Raw genomic sequence first — 20,592 nt, forward strand, 5'->3', positions numbered from 1 at the left:
TTGCGGGTAACGCTTAAACCTGAACAGCAGGGATCTGGGCGTTTGCAGCAGCTTCACGGAACTCGGCGATCTGGTCGAAACTCAGGTAGCGGTAGACGTCCGCTGCCATGGTGTCGATTTTCTTCGCGTAGACCATGTATTCCTCAACAGTTGGCAGTTTGCCGGTGATGGCAGCAACAGCCGCCAACTCAGCCGAAGCCAGGTAGACGTTGGCACCATCGCCCAAACGGTTGGGGAAGTTACGGGTGGAGGTCGACACCACGGTGGAGTTCGCCTCAACGCGTGCCTGGTTACCCATGCACAGCGAGCAGCCCGGCATTTCCATGCGCGCGCCGGCTTTGCCGTAGATGCCGTAGTAGCCTTCTTCGGTCAGCTGATGCTGGTCCATCTTGGTTGGCGGCGACAGCCACAGGCGAGTCGGCAGGGTGCCTTCGACTTTTTCCAGCAACTTACCGGCAGCGCGGAAGTGACCGATGTTGGTCATGCACGAACCGATAAACACTTCGTCGATTTTCTCACCCTGAACGGAGGACAGCAGACGAGCATCGTCTGGGTCGTTCGGAGCGCAGAGAACAGGCTCGTTGATCTCGGCCAGGTCGATTTCGATGATTTCGGCGTACTCGGCGTCCTTGTCGGCTTCCATCAGCTTCGGATCGGCCAACCAGGCTTCCATCGCTTGAGCGCGACGTTCCATGGTGCGGGCATCGCCGTAGCCTTCGCTGATCATCCAGCGCAGCAGGGTGATGTTCGAACGCAGGTACTCGGCAATCGCCTTTTCCGGCAGCTTGATGGTGCAACCAGCAGCGGAACGCTCGGCAGAGGCGTCGGACAGCTCGAAAGCCTGTTCAACGGTCAGCTCGTCCAGACCTTCGATCTCAAGGATGCGGCCGGAGAAGATGTTTTTCTTGCCTTTCTTCTCTACTGTCAGCAGGCCTTTTTGGATGGCCACGTAAGGGATGGCATGCACCAGGTCACGCAGGGTGATGCCTGGTTGCAGTTTGCCCTTGAAGCGCACCAATACCGACTCCGGCATGTCCAGCGGCATTACGCCAGTGGCAGCGGCGAAGGCAACCAGACCGGAACCGGCCGGGAAGGAGATGCCGATCGGGAAGCGGGTGTGCGAGTCACCACCGGTGCCGACGGTATCCGGCAGCAGCATGCGGTTCAGCCAGCTGTGGATGATGCCGTCGCCAGGACGCAGGGACACGCCGCCACGGGTGCGGATGAAATCCGGCAGGGTGTGGTGGGTGGTGACGTCGATTGGCTTCGGATAAGCCGCGGTGTGGCAGAACGACTGCATGACCAGGTCAGCGGAGAAGCCCAGGCAAGCCAGGTCTTTCAGCTCGTCGCGGGTCATCGGGCCAGTGGTGTCCTGGGAGCCGACGGTGGTCATCTTCGGTTCACAGTAGGTGCCAGGACGCACGCCTTTGCCTTCCGGCAGGCCGCAGGCCTTGCCGACCATCTTCTGCGCCAGGGTGAAACCCTTGGTGCTAGCAGCTGGAGGCTCAGGCAGCTTGAACAGGTCGGTTGGGCCCAGGCCCAGTTCGGCGCGCGCTTTCTCGGTTAGGCCGCGACCGATGATCAGCGGGATACGGCCGCCAGCGCGGACTTCGTCTAGCAGTACTGGGGTCTTCATTTCGAAGGTGGTCAGTACTTCGTCGGTGCCGTGTTTGCAGACTTTGCCAGCATGCGGGTACAGGTCGATTACATCGCCCATGTGCATGTTGGAAACGTCGAATTCGATTGGCAGAGCGCCGGCATCTTCCATGGTGTTGTAGAAGATCGGAGCAATCTTGCTGCCGAAGCAGAAACCACCAGCGCGCTTGTTCGGCACGTTAGGGATGTCGTCGCCGAAGAACCACAGCACCGAGTTGGTGGCGGATTTACGCGAGGAGCCGGTACCGACTACGTCACCGACGTAGGCAATCGGGAAGCCTTGGCCGCGCATGGCTTCGATCTGCTTCATCGGGCCGGTTACGCCTTGCTCGTCCGGCACGATGCCGTCACGGGCCATTTTCAGCATGGCCAGGGCGTGCAGCGGGATATCCGGACGCGACCAGGCGTCTGGAGCCGGGGACAGGTCGTCGGTGTTGGTTTCGCCGGTGACCTTGAACACGCGCAGGCTGATCTTGTCGGCCAGAGTCGGGCGGTTCTTGAACCACTCGCCGTCAGCCCAGGATTGCAGTACGGCTTTGGCGTGAACGTTGCCGTTCTTGGCTTTTTCAGCCACGTCGTGGAAGGCGTCGAACATCAGCAGGGTGTGCTTCAGTTGCTCGGCAGTCACAGCAGCCAGTTCGCTGTCGTCGAGCAGCTCTACCAGAGTGGCGATGTTGTAACCGCCCTGCATGGTACCGAGCAGTTCAACAGCGTGTTGCTTGCTGATCAGAGGGGAAGTGACTTCGCCTTTGGCAAGGGCAGAGAGGAAACCGGCCTTGACGTAGGCGGCTTCGTCGACGCCTGGCGGCACGCGATTGGTGATCAGGTCGAGAAGAACAGCTTCTTCGCCGGCTGGCGGGTTTTTCAGCAGCTCGATCAGGCCTGCGGTTTGTTCGGCGTTCAGCGGCTGGGGCACGATACCCTGAGCGGCACGCTCTGCTACATGTTTGCGATAGGCTTCAAGCACAGTTATTACCCTCATCAGTGGTCCCAAAGGGTTGTCCGGGACGCGATCCAGAAAACAACAAACCAGGCGTTTCGTGGCGTTATGGGCCGCTCAGCCGAGGTTACGCTGCTCTCTTGCAGAAGCTGTTTTCAAAGTTTTACGCCGGCAGGACGGGCTGGATGAGGGCTGGTGCAGACACTTGACGGGTGGCTCAAGGGTCGGCACCAACATCGAACCTGCAGGATTGACTGTGCTCGTGACGCTTTGAAAACAGCTTCCAACGGACGTTGCTGCCTCTAAAAGGCCGGCCGATTCTACTGGAAAGCTTTGAATAAGTTAAGCCAAAGGCCCCGCATATATAGGGGTGATCTGCCTTAGACAAAGGGCTAAGATGCCAGCCTGTCCGCCAGTGTCCATGCCTTTTGCTATGTCCAACCAACGCATCAAAACCCCTTGTGTCGGCCTGTGCTCCACTGTTTACGGTGATTTGGTCTGCCGTGGCTGCAAGCGCTTTCACCATGAGGTGATCAACTGGAACGGCTACAACGACGAGGAAAAACACGCTGTTTGGCTGCGTTTGGAAGTCTTATTGGTGCAGGTGATGGCGGCCAAGCTGGAAGTTTTCGATGCTGATCGCCTGCGTATGCAGCTGGAGCAACGCAAGATCCGCTTTGTGCCGCAGCAATCACCGTATTGCTGGGCGTATCAGTTGATTGCCCGGGGGGCGCGGGTAATCAGTCAACTGGAGGCCTATGGGATGGTACTGCTCCCTGAGTTTCGTGGCTGGGGCCTGCCGGAGTTACGTGATGCGATTGATCGAGAATTCTTTCTGCTGTCTGAAGCGCACTACGAGCGTTACATCGCGCCACGCTTTCTGCTCGAAGGTCTTGAGCTAAGGGTCTGAAGCCTGTGCTGCATGAAAAAGCCGCCTGTTCAGGCGGCTTTTTTGTTGCGCGCAGTTGGTTTAACGCTGGGCGACCAGCTCCTCCAGGTGAGCGATGATGTCATCCGGCTTGAGCACCAGGATGTCGCTTTCCAGCGAATCCAGAATAACCTCGGCGGTATTTCCGATCAGTGCGCCGGAAATACCGGTACGCGCCACAGTGCCAATCACCGTCACGCCTGCGTTGAGTCGATGCGCGGTCTGCGGGATCAAGACATCGGCTGGGCCTTCGGCGATATGCAAGCGCTCATCGCTGATTTCGTACTCGGCTTGAAACGCCTTACATTGCTCTCGGTAGCGCGCTTCGATGGTTTCCTTGAGCTGGAAAGTCGGGTCGGCCGCCGAGAGCATGGGGGCAGGGTATGCGCTGATCACGTGCAATTCGGCTTTGGCTAAAGCTGCAATATCAAAGCCATGGCTGACGATGCTGGCATGTAGGGTGCGGTGTTCGCTGTCGGCGTTACCCACATCGACTGCCGCCAAAATAGCGGTGTCCGCCCAGGATTTTTCGGTTTTCACCATCAGCACTGGCGCCGGGCAATAGCGCAGCAGCTTCCAGTCTTCGGGGGTGAGCAGGGCTTTTTTCAGTGGGTTGTCGGGGAAGTGCTGCTTGATCACCAGGCCGCACCCTTCGGCTTGTTGCACGTTTATGATGGTCTGGTGCTGAGTGTCATCCCAGGCCTGCTGGCTGGAGGTGCTGAACCCTTCGCTGTTAAGCAGGCCGGTAAGGTCGCGCAGGTAGCCGGTGTGATCACTTTTCTTGTCGCATACCAGCAGGTGCAGGTGCGATTGAGTGACGCCGGCAATCAGCTTGGCGCGTTTGAGGGCCAGGTCTTCCGTGTGATTGGGCTCCATCACTACCAGAATGCTGCGAATAGCTTGCATGATCATCTCCATGTGCAGTCAGTTGTACTGTTTATCACTATAGATCGCTGCCACTGGCTTGATGCTTGATCGGTGTCAATCGAGTGGCTGTTCGCGTGCTCATTCGTATAATGGCCGCGCTCTAGCCTTATCACTCCCGCCTGCCTGGTTTTGTGAATTTATGTATCTGTTAGCCGCAACCGATGATCTGCTGCGTTGTTTTGCCCCTTGTCTGTTGGCATGTCGCCGTCTGGTTACGGAGATTCACCGATGAACCTGCCAGAAATTCATGAGTTTCTCGGCTGCCGTACGCCGGATGCCTGGATCACCGCCGCCTTGGCTGACCAGCAGACCCTGCTGATCGACCACAAGAACTGCGAATTTAAGGCCGCCAGCACAGCGCTGAGTCTGATGGCCAAGTACAGCACCTATGTTGACCTGCTCAACGCCATGTCGCGTCTGGCCCGTGAGGAACTGGTGCATCACGAGCAGGTGCTGCGCATCATGAAGCGCCGCAAGATCGGCCTGCGCCCGGTATCGGCGGCGCGCTACGCCTCAGGCTTGCGTAAGGTGGTGCGAACCCATGAACCGCACAAATTGGTGGATACCCTGGTGGTCGGCGCCTTTATCGAAGCGCGCAGCTGTGAACGTTTCGAGGCCCTGGTGCCGCATCTTGATGAAGAGCTAGGCAAGTTCTACTTCGGTTTGTTGAAAAGTGAAGCGCGGCATTTCCAGAATTACCTGAAGCTGGCGTATCAGTACGGCGATGCGCGTGATGTGGACCAGGCTATTGAGCGGGTGAGGGCGGCCGAGCGCGAGCTGATCGAGTCGCCGGACACTGAGTTTCGCTTCCACAGCGGTGTGCCGCCGCTCTAAAGCAAAAAGCGCCCAGTAGGGCGCTTTTTTGTAGGTGAGTAGGTGGTGCTTACTGCTGCACTTTCAGATCCAGCGACAAGTCGCGTGCGGCCTTGGTGGCCAGAACACCCATCAGCTGGCTGATTTCATCCTGACGGCTGCTGGCGCCGTCGCTACCGCCACCCATCATCACGCTCGGTACTGGAGCTTGAGCAGCTGCTTCGGCCCAAACCTTGTTGATCGCGATCAGTGCATCAAGTTTGGGTTGTAACGCGCCGTCCGCCTTGATCACCGCTTCACGGGCATAAGCCTCGGCGTCGGCGGTGATCTTCGTCGCGTCGGCGGTGATCGCAGCCTTGTCGCGCAGCAGCTCGGCAGTCTGCTTTTCAATCTCGGCGCGGCCTTTTTCACGCTCGGCGTTGATTCGCGCCAGTTGCTTTTCGGTTTCCGCCTGGGTGGTGCGCTCGATCTGGTCGCGCAGGGTTTCCTGGCGACGCGCTTCCACTTCTTTCTCACCGCGGGCGGTCACCAGCAGCTTCTCTTCTTCTTCCTTCAGGCGGTTCTGCCGCGCTACGGCCAGCTCAGCCAGCGCTTGCTGCACCTTGACCATGCGCTGCTTGTACTGCGGGTTGGGGTCGACGTTGGTGATGCGCGCCTCGACCACTTCCACGCCGTATTTGCGGAACTGCTGCTGCTTGCGTACCGGAATGCCCTTGTTGTCCATGACCTTTTCGGTGACGAACTGGCTGACGTTGTTGTCGCCGAACACACCTTGTTCAGTGCCGGCCTGCAGGATTGCGGTTTGCGTGGGCTGGTGGCCGCGTGGGCCGCGAATTTCCTTGCGCTTGATCAGGTACAGGCCGTCATTCAGCTGGTTTTCGAACTCGGCGGCAAACTCGCTGCGTGCACCGGCATAGAAGTCATCCGCACTCATCAGCGAGGCGGTGGCCTGCAGGGTTTCCTTGATGGCCGGAACCAGCGCAGTTTTGATGAAGTTCTCCGGGTTGCGGTATTCCTGAGCGATTTTCAGGAACTGCTCGCCTGCAGGAAGGCGGAAACGCGCGGAGGACTCGACCTTGGCATCGACGTTGCCGAGAAACACGATGGGGAAGGCTTCGATGGTTGCGCCGAGCGAGTCGTTGTCGCTGCTGTCGTCGATGGCCAGGGCTTCGGTAAGCACCGATTGCACGCTCAGGGCCTTTTTCCAGGCGGTAGCGCGGCCGAACCATTTGGTGGCGTAGCCCACGTCATCGACCACTTTCTCTTCACCGAAGATGGTGCGCACGTGAGTGGCAAAACCGGCTTCGTTATAAAAGAACACGCTGTTGAAGGTGACGAAACTCACCGCCACCAGTGCGGCGGGGGCGATGGCGTATTTAAAGAGATGTTCCTTGCTGAGCAGCATGATCGGTCCCTGATGGCGTTCTGAGGTCGCTGATGCTGATGATCGGCGAATCGTCCGTCAAGAGGGGGCGATCAGCGCTTTGTGCGCGCCGTCAAAGTTTCACGCAGGATCAAGATCGAAGGCACTTTGCTGCAAGCCTTGGCGGTCTGCTTGCAGTGCCCAGCCCTGTTTGTCCCAGTCGCCAAGCACAATGCGCTGCGCCGTCTGGCCGTTGACTTGTAGTTGATGGGTGGCGGGGCGATGGGTGTGGCCGTGGATCAGCGTGCGCACGCCGTGTTCGGCCATGATGCGCGGCACTTCATCCGGGGTGACGTCGACAATCTCGCTGGCTTTCATCCGTGTTTGCGTGCGGCTTTCATTGCGCAGCTTGCGCGCCAGTTTTTGTCGGGTGCTGAGCGGCAGGTTGCGCAGGATAAACAGCGAAATCGGGTTGCGCAGCCAACGGCGCAGCTTCATATAGCCGATGTCCTGGGTGCACAGGCTGTCGCCGTGCATCAGCAACACGCGCTCGCCATTCAATTCGATCACGCAGGGATCGGGCAGCAGGGTGCAGCCGGCTTCACGGCAGAAGGCCTTGCCGAGTAGAAAGTCGCGATTGCCATGCATCAGGTAGATGCGCGTGCCGCGCTCACTGAGTCGGCGCAGGGCTTGAGCAATCGAACGTTGAAAGGGGGTTATGGCATCGTCGCCGATCCACACTTCAAAGAAGTCACCCAGGATATACAGCGCCTGAGCTTGAACCGCGCGCGTTTCAAGAAAATGCAGAAACGCCCGGCTGATGTCCGGGCGCTCCTGTTCAAGATGCAGGTCGGATATCAGTAAGATCACTCAACGATCTCGGCACGCTCGATGATCACGTCCTCAACCGGTACATCCTGGTGGCCGGATTTGCTGGTGGTAGCAACGGCCTTGATGGCGTTGACCACGTCCATGCCTTCAACCACTTCACCAAACACCGCATAGCCCCAGCCTTGCACGGTTGGTGCGCTGTGGTTAAGGAAGCTGTTGTCGCCCACGTTGATGAAGAACTGCGCGGAGGCCGAATGCGGCTCCATGGTACGGGCCATGGCCACGGTGCCGATCTTGTTGGCCACGCCGTTGTTGGCTTCGTTCTTGATCGGGGCGCGGGTGGTTTTCTGCTTCATGCCCGGCTCAAAACCGCCGCCCTGGATCATGAAGTTGCTGATCACGCGGTGGAAAACGGTGTTGTCGTAATGACCTTCTTTGACGTACTGCTTGAAGTTGGCCACGGTTTCCGGGGCTTTGTCTTCGAACAGGTTGAGGGTGATAACGCCGTGGTTGGTGTGCAGCTTGATCATGTAGGTAATCGCTCTGTCGATAAATCCGTGAGCCGCTGAATTTCCAGCAAAGGGCGTTGCAGCGGTTCTTGGGCCTGTCAGGGGGTTGACAGCTTCGGCTATGATAAGCGCTTTGTATAAGTCGGCCTACCCTGAGAGCCTGTTGACGCGTTGCCTGGTGCACGCGAACCGGTTCTGAGCCGCGCCTCGCACTCGCTAAGGACCCCATGAGCAAGCCAGAAACTGTCGCCGCCGCCAACTTTCTTCGTCCTATCGTCCAGGCTGACCTGGATGCAGGCAAACATGCGAAGATCATTACCCGTTTTCCTCCGGAGCCCAATGGCTACCTACACATCGGCCACGCCAAGTCGATTTGTCTGAACTTCGGTCTGGCCAAGGAGTTTGGTGGCGAGTGCAACCTGCGCTTTGATGACACCAACCCGGCCAAGGAAGACCAGGAATACATCGACGCGATCAAAAGCGACGTGCAGTGGCTGGGCTTTCAGTGGGCGGGCGAGGAGCGTTATGCCTCCAATTATTTCGACCAGCTGCATGCCTGGGCCATTGAACTGATCAAGGCGGGCAAGGCCTTTGTCTGCGACTTAAATGCCGAAGAAATGCGCGCTTATCGCGGCAACCTCACTGAACCGGGTAAGAACAGCCCGTACCGTGAGCGCAGCGTCGAGGAAAACCTTGATCTGTTTGCCCGCATGAAAGCTGGTGAATTCGCCGATGGCGCCCGTTCGCTGCGCGCGAAAATCGATATGGCCTCGCCGAACATCAACCTGCGCGACCCGATTTTGTACCGCATTCGCCACGCTCATCACCACCAGACGGGCGACAAGTGGTGCATCTACCCGAGCTATGACTTCACCCACGGTCAGTCGGACGCCATTGAAGGCATCACCCACTCGATCTGCACCCTGGAGTTTGAAGACCACCGCCCGCTGTACGAGTGGTTCCTGGCGCAACTGCCGGTGCCGGCGCAGCCGCGTCAGTACGAGTTCGCCCGGCTGAACCTCAACTACACCATCACCAGCAAGCGCAAGCTCAAGCAGTTGGTCGACGAAAACCACGTCAATGGTTGGGACGACCCACGTATGTCGACCCTGTCCGGCTTCCGCCGCCGTGGTTACACCCCGACTTCGATTCGCACTTTCTGCGACATGATCGGCGTCAACCGCGCCGGCGGCGTGGTCGATGTGGGCATGCTCGAGTTCGCCATCCGTGATGACCTGGATGCCAACGCAGGCCGCGCCATGTGCGTGCTCAAGCCGCTGAAAGTGGTGATCACCAACTATCCGGAAGGCCAGGTTGAGAACCTCGAACTGCCGCGCCATCCCAAGCAGGACATGGGCGTGCGTGTGCTGCCATTCAGCCGCGAGATCTATATCGACGCCGGTGACTTTGAAGAAACCCCGCCGGACGGCTTCAAGCGCCTGGTTCCCGGTGGCGAAGCGCGTCTGCGTGGCAGTTATGTGATTCGTGCTGACGAAGCGATCAAGGATGCTGACGGCACTATCGTCGAACTGCGCTGCTCCTACGACGAAAACACCCTGGGCAAAAACCCCGAAGGCCGCAAGGTCAAAGGCGTGATTCACTGGGTGCCGGCTGCCGAAAGCGTCGAGTGCGAAGTGCGCCTGTACGACCGCCTGTTCCGCTCTGCTAATCCAGAGAAAGACGAAGAAGGCGGCAGCTTCCTCGACAATATCAACCCGGATTCGCTGGTGGTGCTCAAGGGTTGTCGCGCTGAGCCATCGTTGGCTGAGGCTGCACCGGAAGAGCGCTTCCAGTTTGAGCGCGAAGGCTACTTCTGCGCCGATATCAAGGACAGCAAACCGGGTGCACCGGTATTCAACCGTACCGTAACGCTGCGCGATTCCTGGGCCTAAGGCCCAGTCGCTCTGATTAGAACCGGGCCGGTACGCTGGCCCGTGGTTTCCAAGGAACTGCAATGCTCTCGATCTACAACACGCTGACCAAAAGCAAAGACGTTTTTAAACCGTTGGTGGGTAACCAGGTGCGCATGTATGTGTGCGGCATGACGGTTTATGACTTCTGTCATATCGGTCATGCGCGGGTGATGGTGGCGTTCGATGTGGTGACTCGCTGGCTGCGCCACCGTGGCTATGACGTCACCTATGTGCGCAATATCACCGACATCGACGACAAGATCATCAAGCGCGCCAATGACAACGGTGAGCCGTTCGAAGCGCTGGTCGAGCGGATGATTGCGGCCATGCATGAAGACGAAGCACGCCTGAATGTGCTGCGTCCGGATCAGGAACCGCGTGCCACCGGGCATATCGCCGGCATGCACGAGATGATCCAGACCCTGATCGACAAGGGCTTTGCCTACGCGCCCGGCAATGGCGACGTGTATTACCGGGTCGGCAAGTTCGTCGGTTACGGCAAGCTGTCGCGCAAGAAGATCGAAGACCTGAAGATCGGTGCACGCATCGAAGTTGATGAAGCCAAGCAGGATCCGCTGGATTTCGTGCTGTGGAAGGGCGTCAAGCCGGGCGAACCGAGCTGGGAGTCGCCGTGGGGTGCCGGTCGTCCGGGCTGGCATATCGAGTGTTCGGTGATGTCCACTTGCTGCCTGGGTGAGACCTTCGACATCCATGGCGGTGGCCCTGATCTGGTGTTCCCGCACCACGAAAACGAGATTGCACAGAGTGAGGCGGCCACCGGCAAGCTCTACGCCAACGCCTGGATGCACGCCGGCGCGGTGCGCGTGGACGGCGAGAAGATGTCCAAGTCCCTGGGCAACTTCTTCACCATTCGTGAGGTGCTGGAAAAATATCACCCGGAAGTGGTGCGCTACCTGCTGGTGTCCAGCCACTACCGCAGTGCAATCAACTACTCCGAAGACAGCCTGCGTGAAGCCAAGGGCGCTCTGGAGCGCTTCTATAACGCGCTCAAGGGCCAGCCTGATGCTGCACCGGCTGGCGGTGATGCCTTTGTCGAGCGCTTTGCGGCAGCCATGGACGATGACTTCAACTCGCCTGAAGCCTGCGCCGTGCTGTTCGAACTGGCTCGTGAGATCAATCGTCTGCGTGAAACCGATCTGCAGGCCGCTGCTGGCTTAGCAGCGCGCTTGAAGGAATTGGCTGGGGTGCTGGGTGTGTTGCAGCTGGAGCCTGAAGCATTCCTGCAGGCCGGTGCTGCCGGTAAGGTCGATGCTGCCGAGGTGGAGGCATTGATTGCTGCGCGCCTGCAGGCCCGTGCCGAGAAGAATTGGGGCGAGTCTGACCGTATCCGCGACCAGATCACCGCCATGGGCGTGGTACTGGAAGACGGTAAGGGCGGTACTACCTGGCGCCTGGCGGACTAGATTGATTGCTGCATAAAAAGGCCGCTTTCGAGCGGCCTTTTTTATTGCGTACGGTTTGCTAGTTCCACAGCCAGTTCCACAGGCCCGGCAGCCGAGCGTACTGCTGTGGGTCGCCGAGGGCGCGTCTTAATGCAGCACGTTGCAGGGCATCACGTTGGCCATAGAACGGCTGTTTATCGGTGGCCAGGCCCACATCTTCGGCTACATCCAGAAGAATCTGCAGGTATTCCTGCATATGCCGCGCGGTGTAGGGGTTGAGGTCGTGGAAGGTCACCACGACCGGGATAACCCCATCGACAGCCGGCAAGGCGCCGACGCTGATCTGCTGTGCCGCGCGGGCGAGCTGATCACGCAGATTACTGCGCCGGCGCAGGCTGCCATTGATGCCCCAGGTCTTGCCATCGTTGGCGCTCAAATCGGTGAGCAGTATGCGCAGACCGTGCGTCTGGTAGGCGGCGAATGTGCGCTCGTCGTAGTTCCAGAAGGGTGGTCGCACCAAGCGCGGCGCCGTGCCACTGATGATGGTCAGGTCGGCTACACCGTTTGCCAGCGATTGTTGCAACGCTTCCGGGCTGAGGTAACGGTGGTTGGCATGGCCTGGAGTCGCAGTGTGAAAACCCAGCAGGTGGCCCTCTCGTTGCTGGCGCTGAAGTAGCGTCTGGCCGTGAACGCTGCCGCCAGTTGCTGCGGCGCGGGTCTGGACAAAGAACAGCGCCTTGATCCCAGGTTGGATCGGGTTATCTGCCAGGGTGTCGAGAATCTGTTCGGTTGGATTGTCGCGAGTATTGCCGCTTGGGCCGTCATCGAAACTCAGGAGAAAACGTATCGGTTCAATCTCGGGGTTTGCTTGTGGCGGTGCAATGCTGCCGCAGGCGCTCAACAGCAGCATGCTGATTAAGGCGCAGGCCAATGGCGCGCTTCGCGCAAAAGCATCTGTTGGAGTTGCGGGGTCACGCATTAGGTTTGGGCTCGCGAAGGAGAAGGATTGGCCTGGTGGCGGCGCTGGAAGAGAGAGGGCACGGGTGAGCGCAGTACGGACCCGTAAAGGCTACCTAATAGGTTCGACCCTACCTTGGCCGTATAAGTCCATGTCAGGTAGAGAGGGCTGGTTCAGGGCCGGTGTTACAAGAGCTACTACGTAATCTAGCGCGCCGTCAGCCCTGTTTCCCGTAAGCGTTTGTACAGCGTGTTGCGGCTAACCCCGAGGCTGCGCGCCAGGTGCGAGATATTGCCGCCGCAGGCCTGGTACTGGCTGGCCAGATCATCCGCGCTGGTGCTGGCCAAAGGTGGCGGTGGCGTTTGCGTGGCGGCTATTTGCGCCGCTGCTGGCTGCAAATCGGCAAAAAAATCATCCGGTAGATGTTCGGCGCGGATCTGCTGGTCCTCGGCCATGGCCAGGGCAATCTGCAGGACGCTGCTCAGTTGGCGCAGGTTGCCGGGCCAGGGGTGACGCTCGAACAGGCTCAGCACCTCATGGCTTAGCCCGGCCCATTGTTGCGGTTCGCGGTGGTAATCCCAGATGCGCTGGACCATGGCGGCCTTGTCGGTGCGTTCGCGCAGCGGCGGCAGCTCCAGATTGAGGCCGCTGATGCGGTAGTAGAGGTCCTGGCGAAATAGCCCGCTTTCCACATCCTGGCGCAGCGGGCGGTTGGTAGCGGAAATCAGACGGATATCCACCGGGTACAGCTCGCTGCTGCCCAGCGGTTGTACGCAGCGCTCCTGCAGCACCCGCAGCAGGCGGGCTTGCACGCGCAGTGGCATATCGCCGACCTCGTCGAGAAATAGCGTGCCTTTATGGGCTTTGCGAATCAGGCCGATGCTGCCTTTCTGGTTGGCCCCGGTAAACGCGCCTTTTTCATAGCCGAACAGCTCGGACTCGACCAGCTCGGCCGGAATGGCTGCGCAGTTGACCGCGATAAATGCTTGGTTGGCGCGCGAGCTGGCGTGATGCAGAGCTTTGACGAAAACCTCCTTGCCGACCCCGGTTTCGCCATGCACCAGGATCGGAATGTCTTTTTCCAGCAGACGCTCGGCCTGGCGCACCGCTTTATCGACGCGCGGGTCACCGAGGTTGAGCGAGGCCAGGGTGAAGTGGTTGCTGGTGGCGCTGGCGGGTGGCTGCTGGGCTTGGCGAAAGTCGCGAGCCTGGATCGGCGAGGGTTGCTGCGGGCGTTTGATTTGCGCGTGGAAACGAAAGCGTCCGCTGGCGCGCAGGTTGAATGGCAGCGCCTCGGGTTGGTTGAGCAGTTGCTGCAGCGGTACGTCGAACAGGCTTTCGATATTCACCTGGGCCAGGCCCACGCCGAGCAGGCTGTCGGCACGGCGGTTGGCGGAAACCACCTGACCTTGCTCATCGAAAATCAGCAGCCCGGCCCAGGGGCTGCTCAGGTTATCCAGGCTGGTGTTGAAACTAAGCTGAAAGTAGCGCTGCTGGAACAGGTTGAGAATCAGCCGGTTCTCCACCGACTGGCTCATCATCTTGACCATTCCGAGGGTGTGCGAGGGCGGCAGGTAGCTGTCGCTCGACACATCCAGCACCGCAATCATCTGACGCTGCTCGTCGAAAATCGGCGAGGCCGAGCCGGTCATAAACCGGTTGGCCTTGAGGAAATGCTCATCGTGCTGAATATGTACCGCCTGGGCGCAACTCAGGGCGGTGCCGATGGCATTGGTGCCGGTGTAGCGCTCCAGCCAGGTGGCCCCGGCGACAAAGCCGGCGGCGCGGCTCGGTTCGATAAAGCGTTGGTCACCCCAGGACTGCAGTACCTGGCCTTGGTGGTCGGCCAGCATGATCAGGCAATTGGAGTTGGCCAGGATGGTGCCGTAGTAGGGCAGCACTTCCTTGTGGGTGGTGTGCACCAGGGCGTGCTGGCTTTCCAGCAGGGCGCTGACTTCGCCGCGCTCGGGCTGGTTGAATATCGGTGTGCTCTGGTGGGTCAGACCGTAGTCACGGCAGCGTGTCCAGGAGTCCTGGATGATGGTCTCGTGAGGCAGGGCAGTGACAGCGTCAGCCATGACAGGTCTCTCGCGCGGGTTCTTGTTGTTATGGGCCACGGTCTGCGCCGGGTCTGTGCAGTGTCGCCGAAGGCTGTTCAATGTCAACGCTGTGACTGTTCAGTTGTTCACTGTGCACTGTTCAAAAGTGTTCAGTGCGGTCTCCGTGTGTTGTTTGTGTTTGGTCATAGTTGTTTTAAATCAATGGCTTGGGATTTTTTAGAGGTGTTGGCACGGAACTCGCCTTGTAGCTGGTCAGATAACAAGAAAAAGGACGGCCCATGTCACTTACCCTGGAGCATGTCACGCGGATCGTTGATCACCAGCTGTATATCGACGATGCCTGCCTGAGCTTCGAACCTGGCTCCTTCAATGTGCTGCTAGGGCGCACGCTGTCTGGCAAGACCAGCCTGATGCGTTTGATGGCGGGCCTGGATAAGCCCAGCAGCGGGCGCATCCTGATGAATGGCGCCGATATGACCCAGGTGCCGGTACGCCAGCGCAACGTGTCGATGGTCTATCAGCAGTTCATCAATTACCCGACCCTGACGGTGTTCGAGAACATCGCCTCGCCGCTGCGTCAGGCCGGCGTGAGCAAGGCCGAGATTCTGGAAAAGGTCCATGCCACGGCGAAGATGCTGCGTATCGAGGCTTTGCTCAAGCGCTACCCGCTGGAGCTGTCCGGCGGCCAGCAGCAGCGCACCGCCATGGCTCGCGCCCTAGTCAAGGATGCCTCGCTGATTCTGTTCGATGAGCCGCTGGTCAACCTCGACTACAAGCTGCGCGAAGAGCTGCGCCAGGAAATGCGCGAGCTGTTTCAGGCCCGCCACACCATTGCCATCTATGCCACCACCGAGCCCAACGAGGCTCTGGCCCTGGGCGGTACCACCACCATTCTGCATGAAGGGCGAGTGGTGCAGAGCGGCAAGACCGCCGAGGTTTATCACCGTCCGCAGCAGGTGCTGGCCGCCGAGCTGTTCTCGGAACCGGCGATCAACCTGATGCCAGGGCGCGTCAGCGGCACCGAAGTAAGTTTTGCCGATACCGTGCATTTCCCGCTCAACCCGGACCTGCAAGGTATTGCCGAGGGTGAATACCGCTTTGGTGTACGCCCCAGCCATATCGGCCTGGTACCGTCCAACGATGATGATCTGGAACTGGCGGTAACGGTTGAACTGGCTGAGATCAGCGGTTCGGAAACCTTTCTGCATGTGCGCAACGAGCAGTTCGTGCTGGTGCTGCATCTGCCTGGGGTGCATGAGTACGACGTGGACACGCCGATCCTCATCTATATCCCCACCCACAAGCTGTTTGTCTTCGCCGCTGATGGGCAGTTGATTCAGGCGCCCAGCCGCCGTCTGGGGAGGGTTGCCTGATGGCCGAGATCCGTTTGCACAACCTGGCCCACAGTTACAGCCGTGCGCCGACAGGCGCGGCCGATTACGCCATCCGCGAGATGAACCATGTGTGGGAGCAGGGCGGCGCCTATGCACTGCTGGGGCCTTCCGGCTGCGGCAAGTCGACCCTGCTGAATATCATTTCCGGTCTGCTTAGCCCCTCTCATGGCGAGGTGCAGTTCGATGGCAAGGTGGTCAATGCGCTGCCGCCGGAGCTGCGTAATATCGCTCAGGTTTTCCAGTTTCCGGTGGTCTACGACACCATGACGGTGTTCGATAACCTGGCCTTCCCGCTGCGTAACCAGGGCATGAACGAGGCGAAGATCCTCACCAAGGTCAACGAAATTGCCGAGGTGCTGGAGCTGCACCCGTTGCTGCACAAGCGCGCCCGTAACCTGACTGCCGATGAGAAGCAGAAGGTTTCCATGGGCCGTGGTCTGGTGCGTGACGACGTGTCGGCGATTCTCTTCGATGAGCCGTTGACGGTGATTGACCCGCACCTGAAATGGAAACTGCGGCGCAAGCTCAAGCAGATCCACGAGCAGTTCAATATCACCATGGTCTACGTCACCCACGACCAGCTCGAAGCCTCGACCTTCGCCGACAAGATTGCGGTGATGTACGGCGGGCAGATCGTCCAGTTCGGCACGCCGCGTGAGTTGTTCGAGCGCCCCAGCCACACCTTTGTTGGCTACTTCATCGGCAGCCCGGGAATGAACCTGATTGATGTGCTGCCTTATGCCGGCGGTGTGCGTTTCAACAACACCGTGCTGCCGTTGTCACCGGCGCTCAATCGACGCCTGGCTGAGCTGCCTGGGGCCAAACTGAAAATTGGCATCCGTCCGGAATTCGTTCATGTCTGGGATGGTCCCAACGAGGACGCGCTGTGCGGCGAGGTGGTGCATGTCGAAGACCTTGGCACCTACAAGATTCTCACCCTAAAACTCGATGGTCAGTCGCTCAAAGTGCGCCTGCAGGAAGACCAGCCCGTGCCCCAGCAGCAGGTGTACCTGAGCTTTCCAGCGCAGTGGCTGATGCTCTATGCCGATGACTTTCTGGTTGAGGCGCAAGCGCAGGAGGTGCAGCCATGAAGGTGCAAAACAACAAGGCTTGGTGGCTGGTGCTGCCGGTGTTTCTGTTGGTGGCGTTCAGCGCCATCGTGCCGATGATGACGGTGGTCAACTACTCGGTGCAGGACATCTTCGACCATTCCACGCGCTATTTCGTTGGCGTCGACTGGTACAAGCAGGTGCTGCAGGACACCCGTCTGCATGACTCGCTGCTGCGCCAGTTCATCTTCTCCGCTTGCGTGCTGCTGATCGAAATTCCCTTGGGCATCGCCATCGCTCTGTGCATGCCGACCAAGGGGCGCATGGCTTCGCTGGTGCTGATCGTGCTGGCGATTCCGTTGCTGATTCCGTGGAACGTGGTCGGCACCATCTGGCAGATCTTCGGCCGCGCTGACATCGGCTTGCTGGGCTGGAGCCTGAACAGTCTGGGCATCAGCTACAACTACGCCTCCAACACCAGCGACGCCTGGGTCACGGTGCTGATCATGGACGTCTGGCACTGGACCTCGCTGGTGGCGCTGCTTTGTTATTCGGGGCTGCGCGCGATTCCCGATGTGTATTACCAGGCCGCGCGTATCGATCGTGCATCCGACTGGGCGGTGTTCCGCCATATCCAGCTGCCCAAGCTGAAGAGCGTGCTGCTGATCGCGGTGATGCTGCGCTTTATGGACAGTTTCATGATCTACACCGAGCCCTTTGTGCTCACCGGCGGCGGGCCGGGTAACGCCACCACCTTCCTTAGCCAGACCCTGACGCAAATGGCCATCGGCCAATTCGACCTGGGCCCGGCGGCGGCGTTCTCCTTGGTGTACTTCTTGATCATCCTGTTGGTGTCCTGGCTGTTCTACACCGCCATGACCCACAACGATAAGACTCGCTGAGGCCGACCATGACCCTACGCAAGAAGGTGGTACTGGGGCTGTATGTCCTGTTCCTGCTGGTGCCGATCTACTGGCTGCTGAACATGTCGTTCAAGAGCAACACCGAGATCCTAGGCGGCCTGACGCTGTGGCCGCACGGCTTCACCCTAGATAACTACAAGGTGATCTTCACCGATCCGAGCTGGTACGAGGGGTATCTCAACTCGCTGTACTACGTGTGCCTGAACACGGTGATCTCGCTGACGGTGGCGCTGCCGGCAGCCTATGCGTTTTCGCGCTACCGTTTTCTCGGCGACAAGCACCTGTTCTTCTGGCTGCTGACCAACCGCATGGCGCCACCGGCGGTGTTTCTGCTGCCGTTCTTCCAGCTGTATTCGTCGATCGGTCTGTTCGATACGCATATCGCCGTGGCGCTGGCGCACTGCCTGTTCAATGTGCCGCTGGCGGTGTGGATTCTTGAAGGCTTTATGTCCGGGGTGCCGAAGGAGATCGATGAAACCGCCTATATCGACGGTTACAGCTTCCCGAAATTCTTCGTGAAGATCTTTATCCCGCTGATTGGCTCGGGCATCGGCGTTACCGCGTTCTTCTGCTTCATGTTTTCCTGGGTCGAGCTGCTGCTGGCGCGAACCCTGACCTCGGTGGATGCCAAGCCGATTGCCGCAGTGATGACCCGCACCGTCTCGGCATCGGGGATTGATTGGGGTGTGCTGGCGGCGGCGGGGGTGTTGACCATTCTGCCGGGCATGCTGGTGATCTGGTTTGTCCGTAACCATGTGGCCAAGGGCTTTGCTCTAGGCCGGGTATAGGAGTCGCTACGATGGATTGGATGGCCTGGACGCTGCCTACGGCATTGTTTTTCGGCTTTATCGGCATGCTGCTGGTCGGCATGACGATCTGGGAGCTGCGTTCGCCCTGCATTGAGCGCAAAGGTTTGTTGCCGATTGCTACCACCCGTGGTGATCGGTTGTTTATCGGTCTGCTTGGAAGTGCTTACCTGCACCTGTTAGTGGTGGGCGCGACCGATTGGAGTGTCTGGATAGCCTCAGTGCTGTCCCTGTTCTGGTTGTTTGCAGTGATGCGTTGGGGCTGAACCGGGCTGCCTTGGCTGCGCCTGCTGGTTGGGCGTGGCCATAACCCGCTTGCCTCATTCCAAACCCTGAGATGGAGGTCTCTATGTTCGACAATAACAACAAAACTCGACATAGCATGGCGCTGGCTGCCCTGCTGACGTTGTCCGGCTTGAGCGGCGCAGCCTGGGCTGATGCCTACGAAGAGGCGGCAAAGAAGTGGATCGGCGAGGAGTTCAACCCCTCGACCCTGACGCCTGAGCAGCAACTCGAAGAGTTAAAGTGGTTTATCAAAGCCGCCGAGCCGTTTCGCGGCATGAGCATCAGCGTGGCCTCGGAAACCATCGCCACCCACGAGTACGAGTCCAAGGTGCTGGCCAAGGCCTTCAGCGAAATCACCGGGATCAAGCTCAAGCACGACCTGATGCAGGAAGGCGATGTCGTCGAGAAGCTGCAAACCCAGATGCAGTCGGACAAGAACATCTACGACGGTTATATCAACGACTCGGACCTGATCGGTACGCACTTCCGTTATGGCAAGGCAGTGGCCATTAGCGACATGATGGAAGGCGAAGGCAAGGCGGTGACCTCGCCGACCCTGGATCTGCAGGACTTTATCGGCATTTCCTTCACCACCGGGCCCGACGGCAAGCTCTATCAACTGCCGGACCAGCAGTTCGCCAACCTGTATTGGTTCCGCGCCGACTGGTTCGAGCGGCCAGAGCTGAAGGCCAAGTTCAAGGAAATCTACGGCTACGAGCTGGGCGTACCGGTCAACTGGTCAGCCTATGAAGACATCGCCGAGTTCTTCTCCGAGAAGGTCAAGGAGATCGATGGCCAGCGCATCTATGGCCATATGGATTACGGCAAAAAGGATCCATCCCTCGGCTGGCGCTTTACCGATGCCTGGTTCTCCATGGCGGGTGGCGGCGACAAGGGCCTGCCTAACGGCTTGCCCGTGGACGAGTGGGGTATTCGCGTCGACGGTTGCCGTCCGGTGGGCTCCAGTGTTGCCCGTGGCGGCGATACCAATGGCCCGGCGGCGGTGTATGCCACCACCAAGTATGTCGACTGGATGCGCAAGTACGCGCCGCCAGAAGCGCAGGGCATGACCTTCTCCGAGTCCGGTCCGGTGCCAGCGCAGGGCAGCATCGCCCAGCAGATCTTCTGGTACACCGCTTTTACCGCGGACATGACCAAACCAGGTTTGCCGGTAGTTAATGAAGACGGCACACCGAAGTGGCGCATGGCGCCTTCACCAAAAGGTCCGTATTGGGAAGAGGGCATGAAGCTGGGTTATCAGGATACCGGCTCCTGGACCTTCCTCAAGTCCACCCCGGAGAAACAGCGCCTGGCCGCCTGGCTGTATGCGCAGTTCGTTACTTCGAAAACCGTGTCGCTGAAAAAGACCCTGGTTGGCCTGACGCCAATTCGTGAGTCGGATATCAACTCGCAAGCCATGACCGACGTTGCGCCGAAACTGGGCGGCTTGGTGGAGTTCTATCGCAGCCCGGCGCGGGTGCAGTGGACGCCGACCGGGACCAACGTACCGGACTACCCACGTCTGGCTCAGCTGTGGTGGCAATTCATTGCCGAAGCAGCCAGCGGCGACAAGTCGCCACAAGAGGCGCTGGATGGCTTGGCAGCGGCGCAGGACACCATGTTGGGTCGCCTTGAGCGTTCCGGCGTGCTGGGTGAGTGCGGGCCGAAGCTCAACGAACCGCGTGATCCGCAGTACTGGTTGGACCAGCCGGGCGCACCTAAACCCAAGTTAGCCAATGAAAAACCTCAAGGTGAAACCATCAACTACAACGAGCTGCTGAAATCCTGGGAGCAAGCCCGCGACTGACGCTGTGGGTTGAACTAGGTATAAAAA

The 20,592-nt window shown here is 59.3% G+C and carries 17 protein-coding genes; 10 read left to right on the top strand and 7 right to left on the bottom strand.

Translation table 11 applies throughout. The features are described 5' to 3' along the window. Window positions 1–13 precede the first annotated feature (13 nt). Window positions 14–2,623, bottom strand: a complete 2,610-nt coding sequence (acnB, locus tag HBN63_RS11630) for a bifunctional aconitate hydratase 2/2-methylisocitrate dehydratase (protein WP_090255881.1) — start codon at window positions 2,621–2,623, stop codon at window positions 14–16. Window positions 2,624–3,029: 406 nt separating this feature from the next. On the opposite strand from acnB, the gene HBN63_RS11635 reads away from it, so the two are divergent. Continuing rightward, window positions 3,030–3,506 (top strand): DUF1289 domain-containing protein, encoded by a 477-nt coding sequence (locus tag HBN63_RS11635; protein ID WP_167144501.1) that lies wholly within the window; start codon window positions 3,030–3,032, stop codon window positions 3,504–3,506. Window positions 3,507–3,566: 60 nt separating this feature from the next. On the opposite strand, the gene HBN63_RS11640 is transcribed toward HBN63_RS11635, so the two are convergent. Then, window positions 3,567–4,430: a universal stress protein gene (locus HBN63_RS11640; protein ID WP_167144503.1), complete on the bottom strand. Its 864-nt coding sequence runs from the start codon at window positions 4,428–4,430 to the stop codon at window positions 3,567–3,569. Window positions 4,431–4,679: 249 nt separating this feature from the next. Between HBN63_RS11640 and miaE the strand changes: the two genes are divergently transcribed. After that, on the top strand, window positions 4,680–5,285 hold the full coding sequence (gene miaE / locus HBN63_RS11645; protein ID WP_160014177.1) for a tRNA isopentenyl-2-thiomethyl-A-37 hydroxylase MiaE: 606 nt from the start codon (window positions 4,680–4,682) through the stop codon (window positions 5,283–5,285). A 49-nt stretch (window positions 5,286–5,334) separates the two neighbouring features. On the opposite strand, the gene HBN63_RS11650 is transcribed toward miaE, so the two are convergent. The 3 genes from HBN63_RS11650 to HBN63_RS11660 form a co-directional block, all read right to left on the bottom strand. Continuing rightward, a complete protein-coding gene (locus HBN63_RS11650; protein ID WP_160088456.1) occupies window positions 5,335–6,669 on the bottom strand; it encodes an SPFH domain-containing protein in 1,335 nt (444 codons plus the stop codon). Window positions 6,670–6,768: 99 nt separating this feature from the next. Further along, window positions 6,769–7,497, bottom strand: coding sequence for a UDP-2,3-diacylglucosamine diphosphatase (gene lpxH, locus HBN63_RS11655; RefSeq protein WP_170049534.1), 729 nt, complete (start codon window positions 7,495–7,497; stop codon window positions 6,769–6,771). Continuing rightward, window positions 7,494–7,988: a peptidylprolyl isomerase gene (locus HBN63_RS11660; protein WP_090255875.1), complete on the bottom strand. Its 495-nt coding sequence runs from the start codon at window positions 7,986–7,988 to the stop codon at window positions 7,494–7,496. The genes lpxH and HBN63_RS11660 overlap by 4 nt, the downstream gene beginning before the upstream one ends. A 206-nt stretch (window positions 7,989–8,194) precedes the next feature. Here HBN63_RS11660 and HBN63_RS11665 point away from each other — a divergent pair, with 206 nt between their 5' ends. Together HBN63_RS11665 and cysS are read left to right on the top strand one after the other, a co-directional pair. Continuing rightward, window positions 8,195–9,859 carry a glutamine--tRNA ligase/YqeY domain fusion protein gene (locus tag HBN63_RS11665; RefSeq protein WP_170049535.1) on the top strand — a complete coding sequence of 555 codons (1,665 nt, stop codon included), beginning with the start codon at window positions 8,195–8,197 and terminating at the stop codon, window positions 9,857–9,859. Window positions 9,860–9,921: 62 nt separating this feature from the next. After that, on the top strand, window positions 9,922–11,304 hold the full coding sequence (cysS, locus tag HBN63_RS11670; protein WP_170049536.1) for a cysteine--tRNA ligase: 1,383 nt from the start codon (window positions 9,922–9,924) through the stop codon (window positions 11,302–11,304). A gap of 58 nt (window positions 11,305–11,362) precedes the next feature. Here the strand turns inward: cysS and HBN63_RS11675 are convergent, their stop codons facing one another. Together HBN63_RS11675 and HBN63_RS11680 are read right to left on the bottom strand one after the other, a co-directional pair. Next, window positions 11,363–12,193, bottom strand: coding sequence for a polysaccharide deacetylase family protein (locus HBN63_RS11675; protein WP_170049607.1), 831 nt, complete (start codon window positions 12,191–12,193; stop codon window positions 11,363–11,365). 254 nt (window positions 12,194–12,447) lie between these two features. After that, on the bottom strand, window positions 12,448–14,319 hold the full coding sequence (locus HBN63_RS11680; RefSeq protein ID WP_170049537.1) for a sigma-54-dependent Fis family transcriptional regulator: 1,872 nt from the start codon (window positions 14,317–14,319) through the stop codon (window positions 12,448–12,450). Window positions 14,320–14,579: 260 nt separating this feature from the next. Here HBN63_RS11680 and HBN63_RS11685 point away from each other — a divergent pair, with 260 nt between their 5' ends. The 6 genes from HBN63_RS11685 (at window position 14,580) to HBN63_RS11710 (ending at window position 20,565) form a co-directional block, all read left to right on the top strand. Beyond that, window positions 14,580–15,674: an ABC transporter ATP-binding protein gene (locus HBN63_RS11685; RefSeq protein ID WP_170049538.1), complete on the top strand. Its 1,095-nt coding sequence runs from the start codon at window positions 14,580–14,582 to the stop codon at window positions 15,672–15,674. Beyond that, a complete protein-coding gene (locus HBN63_RS11690; RefSeq protein ID WP_170049539.1) occupies window positions 15,674–16,786 on the top strand; it encodes an ABC transporter ATP-binding protein in 1,113 nt (370 codons plus the stop codon). The genes HBN63_RS11685 and HBN63_RS11690 overlap by 1 nt, the downstream gene beginning before the upstream one ends. Continuing rightward, a complete protein-coding gene (locus HBN63_RS11695) occupies window positions 16,783–17,646 on the top strand; it encodes a sugar ABC transporter permease (protein ID WP_160014187.1) in 864 nt (287 codons plus the stop codon). Before HBN63_RS11690 ends, HBN63_RS11695 begins: the two co-directional genes overlap by 4 nt. 8 nt (window positions 17,647–17,654) lie before the next feature. Then, window positions 17,655–18,455, top strand: coding sequence for a carbohydrate ABC transporter permease (locus HBN63_RS11700; protein WP_090255867.1), 801 nt, complete (start codon window positions 17,655–17,657; stop codon window positions 18,453–18,455). Between the two features lie 11 nt (window positions 18,456–18,466). Next, window positions 18,467–18,739 (top strand): DUF2160 domain-containing protein, encoded by a 273-nt coding sequence (locus HBN63_RS11705; RefSeq protein ID WP_090255866.1) that lies wholly within the window; start codon window positions 18,467–18,469, stop codon window positions 18,737–18,739. Between the two features lie 83 nt (window positions 18,740–18,822). Next, the gene (locus tag HBN63_RS11710; RefSeq protein ID WP_170049540.1) at window positions 18,823–20,565 is read left to right on the top strand and encodes an ABC transporter substrate-binding protein; all 1,743 of its coding nucleotides are present in this window, start codon (window positions 18,823–18,825) and stop codon (window positions 20,563–20,565) included. The last annotated feature ends 27 nt before the right edge of the window (window positions 20,566–20,592 follow it).

The sequence above is a fragment of the Pseudomonas sp. WS 5011 genome (assembly GCF_012985775.1).
GTDB classification, from domain to species: Bacteria; Pseudomonadota; Gammaproteobacteria; order Pseudomonadales; family Pseudomonadaceae; genus Aquipseudomonas; species Aquipseudomonas peli.

Coding starts and splice junctions, on each gene's coding strand:
- HBN63_RS11635 (WP_167144501.1), top strand. CDS start 3,030: ATGTCCAACCAACGCATCAAAACCCCTTGTGTCGGCCTGTGCTCCACT.
- HBN63_RS11640 (WP_167144503.1), bottom strand. CDS start 4,430: ATGCAAGCTATTCGCAGCATTCTGGTAGTGATGGAGCCCAATCACACG.
- miaE (WP_160014177.1), top strand. CDS start 4,680: ATGAACCTGCCAGAAATTCATGAGTTTCTCGGCTGCCGTACGCCGGAT.
- HBN63_RS11650 (WP_160088456.1), bottom strand. CDS start 6,669: ATGCTGCTCAGCAAGGAACATCTCTTTAAATACGCCATCGCCCCCGCC.
- HBN63_RS11660 (WP_090255875.1), bottom strand. CDS start 7,988: ATGATCAAGCTGCACACCAACCACGGCGTTATCACCCTCAACCTGTTC.
- HBN63_RS11665 (WP_170049535.1), top strand. CDS start 8,195: ATGAGCAAGCCAGAAACTGTCGCCGCCGCCAACTTTCTTCGTCCTATC.
- cysS (WP_170049536.1), top strand. CDS start 9,922: ATGCTCTCGATCTACAACACGCTGACCAAAAGCAAAGACGTTTTTAAA.
- HBN63_RS11675 (WP_170049607.1), bottom strand. CDS start 12,193: ATGCTGCTGTTGAGCGCCTGCGGCAGCATTGCACCGCCACAAGCAAAC.
- HBN63_RS11680 (WP_170049537.1), bottom strand. CDS start 14,319: ATGGCTGACGCTGTCACTGCCCTGCCTCACGAGACCATCATCCAGGAC.
- HBN63_RS11685 (WP_170049538.1), top strand. CDS start 14,580: ATGTCACTTACCCTGGAGCATGTCACGCGGATCGTTGATCACCAGCTG.
- HBN63_RS11690 (WP_170049539.1), top strand. CDS start 15,674: ATGGCCGAGATCCGTTTGCACAACCTGGCCCACAGTTACAGCCGTGCG.
- HBN63_RS11695 (WP_160014187.1), top strand. CDS start 16,783: ATGAAGGTGCAAAACAACAAGGCTTGGTGGCTGGTGCTGCCGGTGTTT.
- HBN63_RS11700 (WP_090255867.1), top strand. CDS start 17,655: ATGACCCTACGCAAGAAGGTGGTACTGGGGCTGTATGTCCTGTTCCTG.
- HBN63_RS11705 (WP_090255866.1), top strand. CDS start 18,467: ATGGATTGGATGGCCTGGACGCTGCCTACGGCATTGTTTTTCGGCTTT.
- HBN63_RS11710 (WP_170049540.1), top strand. CDS start 18,823: ATGTTCGACAATAACAACAAAACTCGACATAGCATGGCGCTGGCTGCC.